This window comes from Sporosarcina trichiuri, assembly GCF_030406775.1.
GTDB lineage: Bacteria > Bacillota > Bacilli > Bacillales_A > Planococcaceae > Sporosarcina > Sporosarcina trichiuri.
In genome coordinates, this window is sequence record NZ_CP129119.1 from 1,527,017 (window position 1) to 1,543,821 (window position 16,805).

The 16,805-nt window shown below is 53.6% G+C and carries 15 protein-coding genes and 1 other annotated feature; of the genes, 4 read left to right on the forward strand and 11 right to left on the reverse strand.

Going from position 1 to position 16,805, the window contains the following annotated elements; all coding sequences use genetic code 11:
* Positions 1-121: 121 nt before the first annotated feature.
* The 4 genes from pepF to spxA form a co-directional block, all read right to left on the reverse strand.
* The gene (pepF, locus tag QWT68_RS08095; protein WP_290150466.1) at positions 122-1,939 is read right to left on the reverse strand and encodes an oligoendopeptidase F; all 1,818 of its coding nucleotides are present in this window, start codon (positions 1,937-1,939) and stop codon (positions 122-124) included.
* A gap of 46 nt (positions 1,940-1,985) precedes the next feature.
* On the reverse strand, positions 1,986-3,143 hold the full coding sequence (locus QWT68_RS08100; protein WP_290147794.1) for a competence protein CoiA: 1,158 nt from the start codon (positions 3,141-3,143) through the stop codon (positions 1,986-1,988).
* Between the two features lie 88 nt (positions 3,144-3,231).
* A complete protein-coding gene (gene mecA / locus QWT68_RS08105) occupies positions 3,232-3,894 on the reverse strand; it encodes an adaptor protein MecA (RefSeq protein ID WP_040287045.1) in 663 nt (220 codons plus the stop codon).
* A gap of 266 nt (positions 3,895-4,160) precedes the next feature.
* The gene (gene spxA / locus QWT68_RS08110) at positions 4,161-4,559 is read right to left on the reverse strand and encodes a transcriptional regulator SpxA (RefSeq protein WP_025786060.1); all 399 of its coding nucleotides are present in this window, start codon (positions 4,557-4,559) and stop codon (positions 4,161-4,163) included.
* A 434-nt stretch (positions 4,560-4,993) separates the two neighbouring features.
* Positions 4,994-5,211, forward strand: a binding site (T-box leader).
* A gap of 54 nt (positions 5,212-5,265) precedes the next feature.
* On the opposite strand from spxA, the gene trpS reads away from it, so the two are divergent.
* The gene (trpS, locus tag QWT68_RS08115) at positions 5,266-6,252 is read left to right on the forward strand and encodes a tryptophan--tRNA ligase (RefSeq protein ID WP_290147798.1); all 987 of its coding nucleotides are present in this window, start codon (positions 5,266-5,268) and stop codon (positions 6,250-6,252) included.
* Here trpS and QWT68_RS08120 read toward each other — a convergent pair.
* The 3 genes from QWT68_RS08120 to QWT68_RS08130 form a co-directional block, all read right to left on the reverse strand.
* A complete protein-coding gene (locus tag QWT68_RS08120; RefSeq protein WP_290147799.1) occupies positions 6,209-6,427 on the reverse strand; it encodes a YuzI family membrane protein in 219 nt (72 codons plus the stop codon). The genes trpS and QWT68_RS08120 overlap by 44 nt on opposite strands.
* Positions 6,428-6,551: 124 nt before the next feature.
* Positions 6,552-7,790 carry a beta-ketoacyl-ACP synthase II gene (fabF, locus tag QWT68_RS08125; protein WP_040287049.1) on the reverse strand — a complete coding sequence of 413 codons (1,239 nt, stop codon included), beginning with the start codon at positions 7,788-7,790 and terminating at the stop codon, positions 6,552-6,554.
* Between the two features lie 72 nt (positions 7,791-7,862).
* Positions 7,863-8,795, reverse strand: coding sequence for a beta-ketoacyl-ACP synthase III (locus tag QWT68_RS08130; RefSeq protein WP_290147800.1), 933 nt, complete (start codon positions 8,793-8,795; stop codon positions 7,863-7,865).
* A gap of 188 nt (positions 8,796-8,983) precedes the next feature.
* On the opposite strand from QWT68_RS08130, the gene QWT68_RS08135 reads away from it, so the two are divergent.
* Positions 8,984-9,169 carry a DUF2929 family protein gene (locus QWT68_RS08135; RefSeq protein WP_040287051.1) on the forward strand — a complete coding sequence of 62 codons (186 nt, stop codon included), beginning with the start codon at positions 8,984-8,986 and terminating at the stop codon, positions 9,167-9,169.
* 833 nt (positions 9,170-10,002) lie between these two features.
* Here the strand turns inward: QWT68_RS08135 and QWT68_RS08140 are convergent.
* The 3 genes from QWT68_RS08140 to QWT68_RS08150 all read right to left on the reverse strand — a co-directional run bounded on the left by QWT68_RS08140 (position 10,003) and on the right by QWT68_RS08150 (position 13,492).
* Positions 10,003-12,156 (reverse strand): ATP-dependent Clp protease ATP-binding subunit, encoded by a 2,154-nt coding sequence (locus QWT68_RS08140; protein WP_431312202.1) that lies wholly within the window; start codon positions 12,154-12,156, stop codon positions 10,003-10,005.
* Positions 12,157-12,361: 205 nt separating this feature from the next.
* Entirely contained in the window at positions 12,362-12,670 is a 309-nt protein-coding gene (locus QWT68_RS08145) for a metal-sulfur cluster assembly factor (protein WP_040287301.1), read from the reverse strand.
* Positions 12,671-12,721: 51 nt separating this feature from the next.
* Complete coding sequence (locus tag QWT68_RS08150) at positions 12,722-13,492, reverse strand: prolyl oligopeptidase family serine peptidase (RefSeq protein WP_040287052.1); 771 nt, start codon at positions 13,490-13,492, stop codon at positions 12,722-12,724.
* A gap of 139 nt (positions 13,493-13,631) precedes the next feature.
* Here QWT68_RS08150 and QWT68_RS08155 point away from each other — a divergent pair, with 139 nt between their 5' ends.
* The gene (locus tag QWT68_RS08155; RefSeq protein WP_040287053.1) at positions 13,632-14,441 is read left to right on the forward strand and encodes a Cof-type HAD-IIB family hydrolase; all 810 of its coding nucleotides are present in this window, start codon (positions 13,632-13,634) and stop codon (positions 14,439-14,441) included.
* A 21-nt stretch (positions 14,442-14,462) separates the two neighbouring features.
* Positions 14,463-15,311 (forward strand): DegV family protein, encoded by an 849-nt coding sequence (locus QWT68_RS08160; protein ID WP_290147804.1) that lies wholly within the window; start codon positions 14,463-14,465, stop codon positions 15,309-15,311.
* 49 nt (positions 15,312-15,360) lie between these two features.
* Here QWT68_RS08160 and QWT68_RS08165 read toward each other — a convergent pair whose 3' ends face one another.
* Positions 15,361-16,803, reverse strand: coding sequence for an alpha-amylase family glycosyl hydrolase (locus tag QWT68_RS08165; protein ID WP_290147805.1), 1,443 nt, complete (start codon positions 16,801-16,803; stop codon positions 15,361-15,363).
* Between the last annotated feature and the right edge of the window lie 2 nt (positions 16,804-16,805).

Genomic DNA, 16,805 nt, shown 5'->3' on the forward strand with positions numbered 1-16,805 from the left:
ATTTTCATTGAAAACGCTTACTTGTAGTGTTTTCTGATTCAAATAAAAAAAGAAGCATCCGTGGAGTTGTCTGTCCCGGATGCATCCTTTTTATTATATTGATATATCTCTAAGCGGATGCTTACTGATTTGCCAATAATTGTTCCAGCTCATTCAGACGCTCTTCGAAGACGCGGCATGCTTCTTCGATCGGCGCAGTAGTCGTCATGTCGACGCCCGCTTTCTTCAGGACTTCGATCGGATAATCCGACGAACCGGCTTTCAGGAAATTGCTGACGTACCGGTCGACTGCCGGCTCCCCTTCCGTAAGGATCTGATGGCTGAGGGCCACTGCTGCACTGTAGCCTGTTGCATACTGGTACACATAATAATTCATATAGAAGTGCGGAATCCGGGACCACTCAAGTCCGATTTCCTCGTCGACTGTCATGCTGCCGCCGAAGTACTTCTTGTTCAGGTCGTAGTAGACTTCCGTCAGCTTGTCGGCGGTGAGCGCCTCGCCCTGCTGATCGAGCTGATGGATCTTATGCTCGAATTCCGCGAACATCGTCTGACGGAAGACGGTGCCGCGGAAACCGTCTAGCCAGTGGTTCAGCAGATAGATGCGTTTCTGTTCATCGTCTGTCGTCTTGAGCAGATAGTCATTGAGCAATGCTTCGTTCACCGTTGAAGCAACTTCCGCACCGAAGATCGAATAGCCGCTGTAGATGTACGGCTGGTTCGCGCGTGAATAGTAGCTGTGCGCACTGTGGCCGAATTCGTGGGCCAGGGTGAACATGTTGTTGACGTTATCCTGCCAGTTCATGAGGATATACGGGTTTGTGCCGTACGAACCGGATGAGTACGCACCTGAACGCTTGCCTTTGTTCTCCCGCACATCGACCCACCGCTCGGACAGTCCCTTGCGGATAATGTCACGGTACTCCTCACCCATCGGCTTGAAGCTTTCCAGCATCGTGTCAGCTGCTTCTTCGTAGGTGACTTTCATGTCCAGATCTTTTACAAGCGGCGCATACAGGTCCCACATGTGGAGATCATCGAGTTCGAATACTTTCTTCCGCAGCTCGATATAGCGGTGCAGCAGACCGACATTATCGGAAATCGTGTTGACCAGGTTGTCATACACCTGCTCCGGAATGTGGTTGTTCGAAAGTGCCGCTTCCCGTGCCGAACTGTACTTGCGGACGGATGCGTTCACGTTATTCGCCTTCACATTGCCTGAAAGCGTGGATGCGAACGTGTTCTTGAAGGACCCGTATGTTTTGTACATTGCCTTGAACGCCTCTTCCCGGACGGAACGGTCAGGACTTTCCAGGAAGTTGATGAAACGGCCATGGGACAGTTCCACTTCTTCCCCGTTCTCGTTCTTCACAGTCGGGAAGGTCAAATCCGCATTATTCAGCATGCTGAACGTTTTCGACGAGCCGCCGGCCACTTCCGAAAGCTCTGCAAGCAGTGCTTCCTGATCGGCAGGCAGAACGTGCGGACGCATTTTGTTCAGTTCTTCCATTTCATGTTTGTACAGGGACAGCCCTTTGCTGTCCTCCACCATCCTGTTCAGCTTGTCTTCATTGATCGACAGCAGCTCAGGCAGGAAGAACGAGAGCTTTGTGGAAACTTTCACTGCGAGAGTCTTCGCACGGCTGTCCATGGCCTGGTATTTGCTGTTTGTGGTATCCTGGTCCGTCTTCAGGTGGGAATAGGTATAGAGCCTGCCGAGACGCTGTGAAATCTCGTCACGATACGCAAGACCTTCAAGGAGCGCTTCGGGTCCGTTATCCAGGGTCCCTTTATAGGAGTCCGCCTTCTTGGAGAGTTCTTCGATCGCTTCGTACTCCTCATTCCATGCTTCGTCACTCGGGAAGATATTCTCCAAGTTCCATGTTTCTTCTGTCTTCACTTCATCACGCGTTAATAGTTTCTCTGCCACTTCTGTTATCCCCCTTCATCCCGGTTTTTCGGGATACGAATCTTTTTCCATTTTCTCAATTTTCTATTTGGTTTGCAAGAAATCCATCCGCAATCAGCTGAATTATTTCTTTCTCCGCCTCTTTTTCCGGAAGCAGCGTCTTATCCGGCTGCCGGATACGCCGCAGGAATTTCAGGTAGTTTCGGCAGGCATCCAGCTGCGCCTCCTGACTTCCTGAATACCGGGCGGTGAATTGGCGCAAGTATCGGAGAGGAATGCTCGCCGGCGGCAGCCGCCAGTTCTTCATGGAGACAGTGAGATCGAGCTGCCAGACGCAGTCATGCACCGCAAATGACGAGTTCCCGGTCACCGGCACACCGATATGCCAGGGCATGGCAGACGGAGCGGTCTTCATCCGATAGCAGTTCCGGAGAAACGGATCCTGCACGCCTTTCCGGCTGATGAACAGAGAGCGCTGTAAAAATGCTTTGCGGTGTTTGCGGTACAAATATGAATAACGGGCTGCCGTCTCAGCAGACGGCGGCTTAGGACGCGCGAACGGAAACGTCTGCAGATGGACCGGCAGCTTACGATGGCTGCAAAGGTAGCGGTTGCCTTCGATATGCAGGAAATGGGTGAAGTAATGGAAAGCGCTTGTATTCGGGGAGAGCGTGAGCAGTGAGGCACCGGGGGATAAGCTCGTAGTGATGAATTGCTGATGAAACGAGGAAAAGCTGTACAGATCCACTCCTTCGGCACGCCCTTCGGAAGTTTCAGGCGTCCGGAGCAGCCAGATCGGCGTCATTCCGACCGACCGGTATCCTGCACTTCTGCTGTCTTTCAGGTCCGGCGGAATCCGGCTGCACTGGAACTCAATCGGTATGGTGTCATTTCCATGGATGATGAGAAGATCCGGTCGCTGGGCAAGTTCAGTCAGAAGCGGTTCCAGCACCGGCTGTTTGCCGAGTCTCCGGAACAGTCCATACAGCAGCTGTTTGCCGGACAGGTGGGCTGCCGACTCCCCTTCCGAGAAGCGGGATTGACAGTCGGAGCCGGGACGATGTGCGAAATGGGGAATCCGGACCGTCCCTGCCTTCAGGAGGACCGGCTCCTTACACTGGGGACATTGAAATCGGCCGCTTGTCTTCCAGGCGGTCAACATGTCGCGGGACAACGATGTATCGAGAACTACTGGTGTGCCATCTTCTGTGGTGGCTGTCAGTATGTGAATCACTCCTTTCACTGAATAGTGTACGAATTCCGGGACTGAAAAGCAAATTTCTGCCCAATCAAAAAAGCCACCCGGCAAGGTGGCTCCACTGTTAGAAATAAGAATTAATCGTACCGAACACATCGCTGCCGATCACTTCGGTTCCATATTCCTGCAGACGATGGATCGTCATATTGGTCGGAGCGCCATATTCCAGAATAACGCTTTCCGTATCGATCTGCTCGGACAGTTCTTTATCGGTACCCGCATAATCGAGATGCAGATAGTAGCTGTTTTCAAACGCATACAGGGATGTCGCTTCTTCAAGCCCTTCCAATTGTGAGGCCAGCGGGATCAGATCATCGAATTCCCTGAAGACGAACGTTTCCCGCGCAGGTATTGAACGTTTCTCGGCCATCTGTCCGCCTGCCTGATCGTCAGCCTCCATCGCAGCTTCCAATTCCGGCTGGAACAGCTTACGCGGATCGTCGATGCCATATGGATACTCGGTGGATTCCCCATCCTCCGGCAGCTGGGCACGAGTCACCAGCACTTCAATACCGCCGCTCATCGCATGTACCTGGATCCATAAAGGCCCCTCAATCTCAAATTCGATATCGGACTCTGAATCGATTTCCTCCATCATATCCCAGAACAATTCTTCACTCTTGTCGCGGTTATACCACACTTCCTCACGAGTGAAGCCCCGCTCTTCGATGTCCACATACGACAAATAGAACTTGACCGTATTTTCGTTAATGCGCTCGATTTCCATGATTTCCTCTCCTTTCCCCCCGAAGCAGGCAAACAATCCTGCTTCCTATTCTAGTTCCCGCGATGCTTCTTATACTATATGTTCAATCCATCCGTAACGAAAGGGTTTTGCCTTATAGGCGATAGATATTTTTTGAAACAGGCCGGTTCTGACACGGTTGGAGGTACAGGCCCATCCCGGTTCCAGGAACCCGGAGAATCGAAAAAGCTGATAGGCAGCCGGCATTCACCATGTCATCCCCTATCAGCTTGATTATATGAGTTTGATTAGTTAACCATCCGGCGTGCTTCGAGCAACTGATAGGCTCTCACTTTCCGAGGCAGGAAGCGGCGTATTTCATCTTCATTATACCCTACTTGAAGACGCTTTTCATCTAAGATGATCGGTCTTCTCAACAATCCGGGATGCTCCTGGATCAGTTCATACAAACGCTGCAGCGGAAGGCTTTCCACATCCACGTTAAGCTTCTGGAAAATCTTCGAACGCGTCGAGATGATTTCATCCGTTCCATCTTCGGTCATCCGCAGAATCTGCTTGATTTCATCGATGTTGAGCGGTTCGGAGAAAATATTGCGCTCTTCGTATGGAATCTCATGTTCCTCCAGCCATGCTTTCGCTTTCCGGCATGATGTACAGCTTGGTGATGTGAACAATGTAACGCCCATTTGCTGACACTCCCTTTCAATCGGCTCCGTATAGTGGTGGATCTCTGATTTACATTAGAATTATTTTAAATTATTGTAGACAATACCTATTATACACACATTTGTTCTTAATGAATACACTTTTTAAAAAGTTTTTCCAGTAATTCCGCTGACTGTAACAATTCCGCAATATAATTACTCTTCGTCTGCACTACATCTGTAGGAATATACCCACTCGGCAGCGCACATAAACCTGTTTGCATATGAACTGTGATTATCATTTAGCAGATATGATTGAAAATCACCGTTCAGCATATAGTACGTTTCAACGTCTAAAAGGTTTCGGAAGAGATGGTTTTCTTCTTGCTTAGTTTTATTATTCCCATCGTGCAGCTTTTGAAACGGCAAACCGTCTTGCTTTTTGCCGGGAATCATATTATAATGACTCCAATTATGAAACGGCATTGACGGAACAAGTACTCCGGAAACCGCTCTCCCAGAGAGCCTGTGGCTGGTGTGAACAGGCAGAGCGATCCCGAGGAATGGACTCCCGAGCTCGGTGTCCGGCAGCAATCAGGCTGCTGGTGACTGCGTCTCCCCCGCGTTAAGGGTTTGAGCGGCCTTCGGGCAATTCGGGTGGCACCGCGGTTCCTGCACATCGACCGTCCCTACACAGATAGGGATGTGCCGGTGTTTTTTTGCATTCATTTTTAAGGAGGAATTCGGGATGACAACAATTTTTTCAGGGGTCCAGCCGACAGGCATCATCACACTCGGGAACTATATCGGTGCGTTCCGCCAGTTCATCGAGCTGCAGGAGGAGGCCGACTGCATCTTCTGCATCGTGGACCAGCATGCGATCACTGTCCAGCAGGATCCGGATGAGCTGAAGCAGGCGATCCGTTCACTGGCGGCCACTTACATTGCGAGCGGTATCGATCCGGAGAAGTCCGTTCTTTTCATCCAGTCCGAAGTGCCCGCCCATGCGCAGGCAGGCTGGATTATGCAATGTACCGCATCGATCGGTGAGCTCGAACGGATGACGCAGTTCAAAGACAAGTCGGAAGGCCAGGAGGGGATATCGGCCGGACTGCTGACATACCCGCCGCTGATGGCTGCGGACATCCTGCTGTACAACACGGACATCGTGCCGGTCGGGGAAGATCAGAAGCAGCATCTCGAACTGACACGCGATCTGGCGGAACGGTTCAACCGCCGTTATGATAACGTGCTGACAATCCCCGAAGTGAGGATCCCGAAGGTCGGCGCACGCATCAAGTCGCTGCAGGATCCGCTGAAGAAGATGAGCAAGTCCGATCCGAACAAGAAGGCGACAATCTTCCTGATGGATACGCCGAAGCAGATTGAAAAGAAGATCAAAAGCGCAGTGACCGATTCGGAGGGTGTTGTACGTTTCGACCTTGAGAATAAGCCAGGCGTTTCGAATCTTCTGATCATCGAATCCGCATTGACGGGCGTTCCAATCGATGAACTTGTCCGGAAATACGACGGGCTCGGATATGGCGCGTTCAAAGCGGGCGTGGCGGAGAGTGTGATCGAGCACCTTGCGCCGATCCAGGAAAAGTATCATCAGCTGATGGAATCCGATAAGCTGGATGCCATCCTCGATGCAGGTGCTGCAAAAGCGAATGCAGCTGCCTCGGCGACCCTTACGAAGATGGAGGCCGCGATGGGACTCGGACGTAAACGGTAAGCAGCAGCAGGACGACCGCCCCCAGGAAGAGCGCGAAATCCGCAGAGCGGACGATGAACAGCATGACGGCGCGCATGTCAAAGCCCATCGATGTATAGTTCAGATAGGTGATCATCGTTGTACAGGTCGTCACGATCAGCCCGTAGCTCAACAGGAATAGGAATAAACGTGTCATCGGCTCCGTCCCTTTCTTGCTTGATGGTGTTCTAACATATGACCCGCCGCCGCGGATTACAACAGGGTCTGTCCAAAAAAAAGAGCTGTCCCCTTTAGCCGGGACAGCTCTTTTTGTGCTGCTATCAGATTTTCTTGAAGATGAGTGACGCATTGTGGCCGCCGAACCCGAGCGAGTTGCTCATCGCGTAGCCGACATCCGCTTTCCGTGCACCTTCGGTAATGTAATCGAGATCGCATTCCGGATCTTCGTGTTCGTAATTCGTTGTCGGCGGCAGTACGCCTTCTTTCAACGCCTTGACCGTGAAGATCGCCTCGAGACCGCCCGCTGCGCCAAGCAGGTGGCCGGTCATGGATTTGGTCGAGCTCATGGCCAGTTCATATGCATGCTGGCCGAACACGGTCTTTGCCGCCATTGTTTCAAAAGCGTCATTGTAAGCAGTACTGGTGCCGTGTGCGTTGATGTAGCCGATATCGTCCGGTGAAATCCCGGCTTCTTCAATCGCCTGCTGCATCGCTCGGACGGCCCCTTCGCCTTCCGGTGCCGGGGCAGTAATATGGTGGGCATCCCCTGTCGATCCGTATCCGACGATCTCCGCGTAAATTTCCGCGCCGCGTGCTTTCGCATGCTCGTACTCTTCCAGAATGAGAATACCGGCACCTTCGCCAATGACAAAGCCATCGCGTTCCTTATCGAACGGCCGTGAAGCTGTGGCCGGATCCGGGTTGAGTGAAAGCGCCGTGTTCGCACAGAAACCGGCGACGGACATGGTTGTGATCGGAGCCTCGGCTCCCCCTGTGATCATGACATCCGCCGAGCCGCGGCGAATCACCTCGAATGCATCGCCGATCGAGTTCGTACCTGAGGCACAGGCCGTCACTGTGCACGAATTGATACCTTTCGCGCCAAAATAAATGGAGACCTGTCCAGACGCCATGTCGGGAATCATCATTGGGACGAAGAACGGGCTGACACGGCGGTAGCCTTTTTCCTGGAACGTCAGGAACTGCTTTTCATGGGTTTCCATGCCGCCGATACCGGAACCGATCCAGACACCTGTCCGCAGCGCTGTGTCTTCATCGAGCTTTTCGAGTCCTGCGTCTTTCATCGCCATGATGGAAGCGGCCATCGCATAATGCGTGAACCGGTCCATCTTGCGTGCGTCTTTCCGTGAAATATATTCCTCGATGTCGAAATCTTTCACTTCTGCCGCCACTTTCACCGGGAACTGTTCTTGATCGAGACGGGTGAGCGGTCCGATACCGGATTTGCCTTCCAGTACGGATTTCCAGGATTCCTCCGCTGTGTTGCCTACCGGGGAAACGGCCCCGACTCCGGTAATGACTACGCGTCGTTTTTCCATTGGTTGAACTCTCCTTCGTTTCGTGTCTGGCCGAAAGATTATCGGCCGGTTCGAATTAGTCAAGATGGCAGATCATTTTCCCCAGCGCATGCAGATGCCGCCCCATGTCAGTCCGCCGCCAAAGCCAACGAGGACGACGACATCGTCTTCTTTGATGCGCCCTTCCTCCAGATCGTCAAACAGTGAGATCGGGATGGAGGCGGCTGACGTGTTGCCGTATTTGTGGACGGTTTTCGACATCTTCTCCGGCGGCAGCCCGAGCCGTTCACGGGAGGCTTCCATGATACGGATGTTCGCCTGGTGCGGGATCAGGAAGTCGATATCCTCTTTGCCGAGCCCCGCCTTTTCGATGACATTGACGGCAGTCTGGCCCATCTGCCGGACAGCGAACTTGAATACTTCACGTCCGTTCATGCGCAGATAGCGGTCCTGATATAAGTGTTCGCCGCCTGTTCCGTCCGCACCGAGTTCGAAGGACAGGATGCCGCGGTCCCCGGACGTCTTTCCGACAATCCCGGCGCCTGCACCGTCACCGAACAGAACAGCGGTATTGCGGTCTTTGTAATCGGTGATTTTCGAAAGTTTCTCCACGCCTACGACGAGTACATAGTCACACGTACCCGCTTCGACGAAATGCTTGGCAGTGACGACACCGTACATGAACCCTGCACATGCTGCCGAGATATCCATCGCACTTGCTTTGGATGCACCAAGTTTCGCCTGAAGCATCGTCGACACGGATGGGAACGGCTGGTCCGGTGTCACGGTTGCGACCAGGATCATGCCGATCTGGTCTGCCGTGATGCCTGCCTTCTCCATCGCTTGTTTTGCAGCTGCATAGGCCATGTCTGAGGTATCTGTAAAGTTGTCGGCGATCCGGCGTTCTTCGATGCCGGTGCGCGTACGGATCCATTCGTCGGATGTATCCATTCTCTTTTCAAGCTCTCCGTTTGTCAGCACATGTTCAGGGACATACTTGCCAATACTGAGAAGTCCAACACCCATAGCTCATACCCCGTTCCTTATTATCTATTATTAGTACCTGGTGTTAATTATAAATGGATTTCACCGGAATTTCAACTTCAGTGACACGATTCCGTCAAACTCTTTTGCAGTTTACGGGGAAAGTGTAGGCGGGACCCAGCAGCTGTGCTATGATGGAAGTTGAAAACACAGGCTAGAGGTGATGCAGAGTGAGATTCATCATGACATTTGTCTGGTCCTTTCTTTTGGTGTCCATGCTCAATTACGTGGCAGGCGCCATTGCGAACGTACCGACTTTCGAATTCACAACCGGCATCATTGTCTCCCTTGTTCTGTCCGTTATGGTGTTCATCATTACAGCGCTCATTCCGGACGAGCCAGTGGCAGATCTTTGATGTGAGACGGCAGCGGAAAGGCGATTTGCCTTTCTGCTGTTTTTTTATGCCTGGAAACAGGTCTGTGCGGGGCCGGGCCGCTCGGTTTATAAGAGGTTTGACCGGGGCGGCAGTGACCATTTCAGGAGAATTATGAGCGGAATCCCGGATTTGTGATCAACTCTGCTTGCAGGCGATTCCCCCTGCCGCGACGGCACCACAAAAAAAGCGGAGCGCAGCGGAGCAGACAAGCCAGTCTTTTGACTTGCTGGCAGTGCATGTTTCGCGGCTCACCCGCATGTCAGGCGCAGTGGCGGTGCCACGGGAGCAGGTAACATGTGAAGTTATGAGCGGAATCCCGGGTTTATGTTCACTTTCCAAGTTTTATGAGCGGTATCCCGTTTATATGATCACTTTTCCTGGTTGATGGATCGCTTTCCCACTTTTATGATCACTTTTCCGGTTTTCCGCAGCACAGCTGCCAGCAGAAGATCCCAGTTTGCCCACCGACACCACAGAAAACGCGGAGCGCAGCGGAGCTGACAAGCCAGCCCTTGACTTGCCCCTTTTTTGCGCGGCATTGTGGTGTGCGATGCGCTCTGTTTTTTCTCCGCGCGCGTTTGGCGGTCGTCGGTCTCTTCAATTGTGAAGTTATGAGCGCTGCGTGCAAGTTTATGAGCACATTTTGGTTTTTATGATCACTTTCGCTGGTTTATGAGCGAAAACCCAGATTTATGATCACTTTTCCAGATTTATGAGCGGTATTCCTTGGTTTATGATCACTTTTCCGGTTTTATGATCACTCCCCCGCTCATCCAGTTAAAAAACCGCCCGGTCCGGGCGGTTTTTCTACATTATGCAGCTGCGGGTTCCTTGTCGATGACGAGGGAGCCGTCTTCCATGCGGAGGTGCAGCGTTTCGCCTTCCTGCAGTTCGCCTTTGATGACTTCTTTGGCGACGGCCGTCTCGACGTAGCGCTGGATGAACCGCTTGAGGGGCCGGGCGCCGAAGTCGGCATCGGTCCCCTGGTCGACGATCCAGTCGATGACGTCTTCGCCGTACGTCAGGCGGATTTCCTGTTCAGCGAGGCGCGCCACGAGGTCATGCAGCATTTTGCGGGCGATCAGGCCGAATGCATCACCGGTCAGTGAATGGAAGATGATGATATCGTCCATCCGGTTCAGCAGTTCCGGCTTGAAGTGACCGCGCAGCTCGGCCATGACGAGATCCTCCGCTGCGTGCTCTTCGGAGTCGAACTGGCCGCTCACCAAGTATTGCGAACCGATGTTGGACGTCATGATGACGACCGTGTTCGTGAAGCTCACGAGCCGGCCCTGGCTGTCGGTGATCCGTCCGTCGTCCAGTATCTGCAGCAGGATGTTCGAGACGTCAGGATGCGCTTTTTCGATTTCATCCAGCAGGACGACCGAGTATGGGTTGCGGCGCACCGCTTCCGTCAGCTGGCCCCCCTCTTCATAGCCGATATATCCCGGAGGCGCCCCGACCAAGCGGGAGACACTGTGCTTCTCCATGTATTCGGACATATCGATGCGGATGAAGTGATCCTCCGAGTCGAACAGTGTGCCGGCAAGTGTTTTTGCAAGTTCCGTCTTGCCGACACCGGTCGGTCCGAGGAACAGGAACGACCCGATCGGCTTGTTCGGATCCTTGATGCCGGAACGGGCCCGCCATACGGCTTCCGTGACGAGCTGGACGGCATTGTCCTGGCCGATGACCCGCTCTTTCAGCGTATCGCCGAGCCGCAGCAGTTTGTCCCGCTCGCCTTCCATCAGTTTGGTCACAGGGATGCCGGTCCAGCGGGCGACGATCATCGCGATTTCATCTTCGGTCACTTCTTCGCGGATCAGGCTGTTCTCCTGGCCGCCCTTGAAGGACTCTTCCAGCTCACGGAGCTGATGCTCGAGCGCCGGAATCCTGCCGTGCCGGAGTTCCGCCGCTTTGTTGAGATCGAATTTGTTCTCCGCGTCCTCGAGTTCCCGGCGGTACAGGTCCAGCTGTTCACGGACGTCCTGGACCTCCTGCAATTTCTTCTTCTCTTCATTCCACTGCTCCCGCATGCCTGATGAGGATTCCTTCAGCTCTTCCAGCTCTTCCCGCAGGGCGGCAAGCCGGGTCTGGCTCACGGCATCCTTCTCTTTCGTCAGTGCCTGCTCTTCGATCTCCAGCTGAAGGATGCGCCGCGTCACTTGGTCGAGCTCCTGCGGCATCGAGTCGATTTCCGTCCGGATCATCGCGCTCGCTTCGTCCATCAGATCGATCGCCTTGTCCGGCATATAGCGTTCCGTCAGATACCGGTCGGACAGCGCTGCCGATGCGACGAGCGCCCGGTCGTGGATCCGCACACCGTGATGGAGTTCGAACCGTTCCTTCAAGCCGCGCAGGATTGAAATCGTGTCCTCGACGGACGGCTCCCGCACCATTACCTGCTGGAAACGCCGTTCGAGTGCCGGGTCCTTTTCGATGTACATCCGGTATTCATCGAGTGTCGTAGCGCCGATGCAGTACAGCTCTCCGCGGGCGAGCATCGGTTTCAGCATGTTGCCTGCATCCATTGCGCCTTCCGTCTTGCCGGCACCGACGATCGTATGGATTTCATCGATGAACAAGATGATTTCGCCATTGCTGTCCTTCACCTGCTTCAGTACCGCTTTCAGCCGTTCCTCGAATTCCCCGCGGAACTTGGCACCGGCGATGAGCGAACTCATATCGAGCTCATGGATCTGCCGGTCTTTCAGCCCTTCCGGCACATCACCTTTCACGATACGCTGGGCGAGACCTTCGACGATGGCCGTCTTCCCGACGCCCGGTTCGCCGATCAGCACAGGATTGTTCTTCGTCTTCCTCGATAGGATCCGGATGACATTGCGGATCTCCTCATCCCGTCCGATGACAGGGTCCATCTTGCCGTTCTTCACATCTTCGACCAGGTTCCGTCCATATTGCTCCAATGGGGAACGCTGATCTTCCTGTACGCCGTCCATTCTCATGAACCTTCACCTCATTCTATGGTAGTATACTTTCATTCCTTGTTTGACTTTGACTATCTTTGACTAATACTAGTATACAACTGCCGGGACGTGCTGTAAAGGGAGAAGCACTTCCCTGTCCTAGTACTCTATCCATAGCCGCATCCCGTTAAACACAACAAAAAAGGACGGCAAATGCATGTATGCATTCACCGCCCCTTCCCTATTATCGTACGCCGAGCGCCATTTTGGCATAGCGTGACATGTTATCACGCGACCATGGCGGATTCCAGACGATATCGACTTCCACGTCTTTCACTTCCGGCAGCTCCATCAGTTCCTGTTTGACGTTCGCCACGATCTGCGGACCCATCGGACAGCCGATCGACGTCAGTGTCATGGTGATCTTCGCCACGCCGCCTTCGAGCAGTTCGGCATCGTAGACGAGACCCAAGTTGACGATATCGACACCGAGTTCAGGGTCGATTACGTTCTCCAGAGCGCCCATCATGCTTTCTTTCATTTCGTCAGCCATCGGGATTCCCCTCTCTTCCGGTTTTTCTGTCTCCATCATAGCAAAACCGCTTCATCCGTTCAAATGGTCTGCCAGGAAATCGACTGCCGCAAGCATGCCCGGCCTTGAAACGGCATGTCCTGCATGGTTGTCCGCCATGAACACGAAGTCTTCCGGATGGTTGCTATAGGCCCCTTTGGCGGCTTCGTAGAACTGCTGTGTCGGTGCGAACGGAACGGTCATATCTTTTTTGCCGTGCCAGAAGAATACCGGCCGTTCCCCCAGCTTTTCCGGATGCTCCGTCATATCGAACGTACGGAGCGTATCGAGCAGGCTGCGGATCTCTCTGTCGTTCATCGGGAGTTTGTAGCCCTGGTCTTCGAACTGCTGCATCTGGCCTTGTGCCAGCTTGACATAGCCCGGCGTTCCCATCATGACGGCAGCTGTCCGGATCCATGGATAGGCGGTCAGGCAGCCAAGTGTGGTGATGCCGCCCATCGACGTTCCGGCGAACGCAATGCGGCCGGACGCCAGCAGGCCTTTCCGCTCCAGTTCGCTGTGCAGGAATCCTGCCTCTTCGATGGAGGTCAGGATGATTTCCCAGAAACGCAGGCTCAGCTGGACTTCATCCAGATCTTCCGAACGGACGCCGTGCAGTGCCGCTTCCGGCAGCAGCACCCGAATCCCTTTCTTCGCCAGGTTGAAGGCATAGTGCAGATTATGCTCTTTCGCACTCGTGAATCCATGGAAAAAGATGACGACGGGCATTTCCGGTGATTCAGTCTGTTCATCGACAATATGCAGGAGAGGGACTGTCCCCCATTGTTCTTCCCTGATTTTCATAGCCGTCACCTCTTTAGTTGTTTGCTTAGAGCATACCAATACTTTTTTACAAAAACAAAAGATGCGCATGGATTGCCACTTTTTTGACTTGCCGCCGCATATAAGGCTAAACTGAATGAAGGAAGGAGGCGTTTTTGCCTTGAAACCTCATTTAATTGCCCTCGATTTGGACGGGACCTTACTAAACGACCAGAAAGTCATTTCCGACGAAACATTCGCCACACTGAAAAAGGCGGAAGATGCCGGTCACCATATCATGATTGCAACCGGCCGGCCGTATCGCTCAAGCGCTGCCTATTACCGTCAGCTCGGACTGAAAACGCCGATTGTCAACTTCAATGGTGCATTCGTACACCATCCGACCGACCGCACCTGGAAGACGATCCACGAAACGATCGACTTATCCGTCGCCCGTGATGTCATAGAAGCTATGCAGGACTTCAAGCTGAAAAACCTCATCGCCGAAGTGATGGATGATGTCTACTTGCAGTACCACGATGAAAAACTGCTCGACATTTTCAGCATGGGCAGTCCGTCGGTGACGGAAGGGGATCTCCGCGAATCGCTGAAAGTGGATCCGACAAGTCTCCTGATCCAGGGGGCTGAAGGGACTGCGGACCAGATCCGCGAGCACCTCGAGGAAGTGCATGCCCAAGTGATCGAACACCGCCGCTGGGGCGCTCCGTGGGATGTCGTCGAAATCATCCGGCACGGTCTGAACAAAGCGGTCGGCCTGTCGAAGGTCGCAAAGTGGATCGGTGTGCCGCAGGAGCGGATCATCGCCTTCGGAGACGAGGACAACGATCTCGAGATGATCGATTACGCGGGGATCGGCGTTGCCATGGGCAATGGGATCGACCAGCTGAAATCGATTGCAAATGAAGTGACCCGGACGAATAACGAAGACGGCATCGCCGTATTGTTAAAAGACCGGCTGCAGTTGGACTAATACGAACGGAGGAGGATCCGCATGAAAATTTTTGCAGACAGCGGCTGTGATCTGCCGAAGTCCTATTTGGATGAACATGATGTGACACTGCTTCCGCTGACCGTCCTGCTTGACGGCAAGGAATATCAGGACATCGTCGATATCGACTCGAAAGAAGTGTTCCAGGCGATCCGTGCCGGGAAACAGCCGAAGACATCCCAAGTATCTCCCGACAGGGTGCTTGCTATGTGGAAAGAGTTTGCCGCCTCCGGGGAAGACGGCATCTACATCGCTTTCTCCTCCGAGCTGTCGGGTACATATCAGACGTCAGTGATGATGCGGGACCAGGTGAAAGAAGGAAATCCCGGCATGAATCTAATCATCATCGACACCCGCTGCGCGTCGCTCGGCTGCGGCCTGCTCGTCGAGAAAGCTGTTGAAATGCGTGACGCCGGAGAAGACGTTCGTACGATCGAACGCAAGATCCGTAAACTGGCAGGACATATGGAGCACTTGTTCACCGTCGAGGATCTGGACTACTTGGCCAAAGGCGGCCGAGTGTCAAAAGCGAGTGCTTTCTTCGGCGGCCTGCTCAACATCAAACCGCTGCTGCATGTGGAAAGCGGACGGCTCGTGCCTATTGAAAAGCACCGGGGACGGAAGAAAGTGTTCCGCCGCATCATCGAACTGATGGAAGAGCGCGGGGAGGATATCGGCAGCCAGACAGTCGCAATCAGTCACGGGGACGATCTGGCAGGTGCCGAGGAGCTCCGTGACCTGATCGACGAGAAATTCCATCCGCAGGATATCCAGATCCATATGATCGGCTCCGTCATCGGCTCCCATGCCGGTCCGGACACATTGTCCGTGTTCTTCCTGAACAAGCGCTGACCGATCCGCCCAGCCATGAAAAAAAGAGCCATGACGGCTCTTTTTTTACTTATTTTACGCTCCGGGCTTTACGGGCAGCGCGCCCTTTTCTCCAGACAGCCCACAGGAAGCCGAGGAACAGCACATAGACCATGATCGAAGCGATCAGATACGGGATATTGAATCCTTTGTCCTCTTTGACCAAGTACAGTTCAGCGAGTTCCCGGTCCATGACGACGTGATATTTCCCGTCTTCCGTCTCGACGATCTGATCTGAGTCCAGCAGACCGCGGAGCCGTTTCTTGCTGCCGATTTCCGATGGGTCAAGTTCATACGTCTGTGTCTTATCTGTATTGTTCACCGCGGCAATCCATGTTTCCTCATCATCCCAGATCTTATAGACGAGATAACCGTCTTTGTTATGAAGCATTTTGAAATCCCCTGTGCGGAGTGTTTTCGACTCATTGCGCAGCTGGTTCAGATTGCCGATGAGATCCTTCAGCTCCATGTCCGTCTTGAAGTTGAACAGCGGATGACTTTCGGGTGCCTTCTGCCCATTCACTGCAATTTCCGTCCCGTACGGCATGACCGGGATTCCCGGCAGCGTGAACAGGGCCGTAACGGCGACTTTCCAGCGGGTCGGCGGGAACATCCGCTCTTCCACGATGGCGTGAGTGAAACGCGGACCGGTCAGCTTATCGAATTGAATCAGGTCTCCCCGTCCATCCGCGCTGAATTGGTCCATCGGCTTGGAATCCGGTGACACTTTGACGAAGGTCTGTCGTAATGCTTCCATTTCGGAATCGTTCGGCTGCGCATCGACGGCAGCTTCCGTCTCCTCCCCGGACAGCACATACAAGTCCGGCGATGCCTTCTTCAGAGCCTCGATGAACCCATCCAGCACTGCCGGATCGTACTGGTCCGTCTTCGTCAGCCGGATGCCGTCCAGATCGTACTTTTTGACAAAGTCGGTCATCGCTTCTCTCAGAACACGCTGGACATCAGCATCATCGGCGTTCCAGTCGATTGTCGCACCGTCCCCTGCCGTCCACGGCAGCTTGTCCTTCCAGACGTGGTCTTTGCTGACACCGGCCAGCGGGAAGTCTGCAATGACGCGGATGTCCTTATCGTGAAGTTCATCCAGCATGTCCTTGAAGTCTTCCTCTGTCCCGAAATGGTCTTCCAGTTTCGTATAATCGAGCACTTCGCTGCCGTCATAGGATGCCGTCTTGAAGACCGGCCCGATCGATACAGCAGTGAAGCCCATGTCCAGAATATGCTGGAGTCGCAGGGAGATTCCGACGAAGTCGCCCCCATTGAACGCTTCGGGGTCCTGCGCATCCGCATTCCCGTCATTGCGGCCGTCCCCATTATTGAAACGGTCCACAAGCAGATCATATATACTTTCGTCCGTTATTGTCCGTTCGTTTTTTGCTGAAGCCGACGCCGGCCAGGCTGCGGCAAAGAGCAAAGGTATCAGCATGAGTACGCTGATCAGTCGTTTCGCCTTCACAA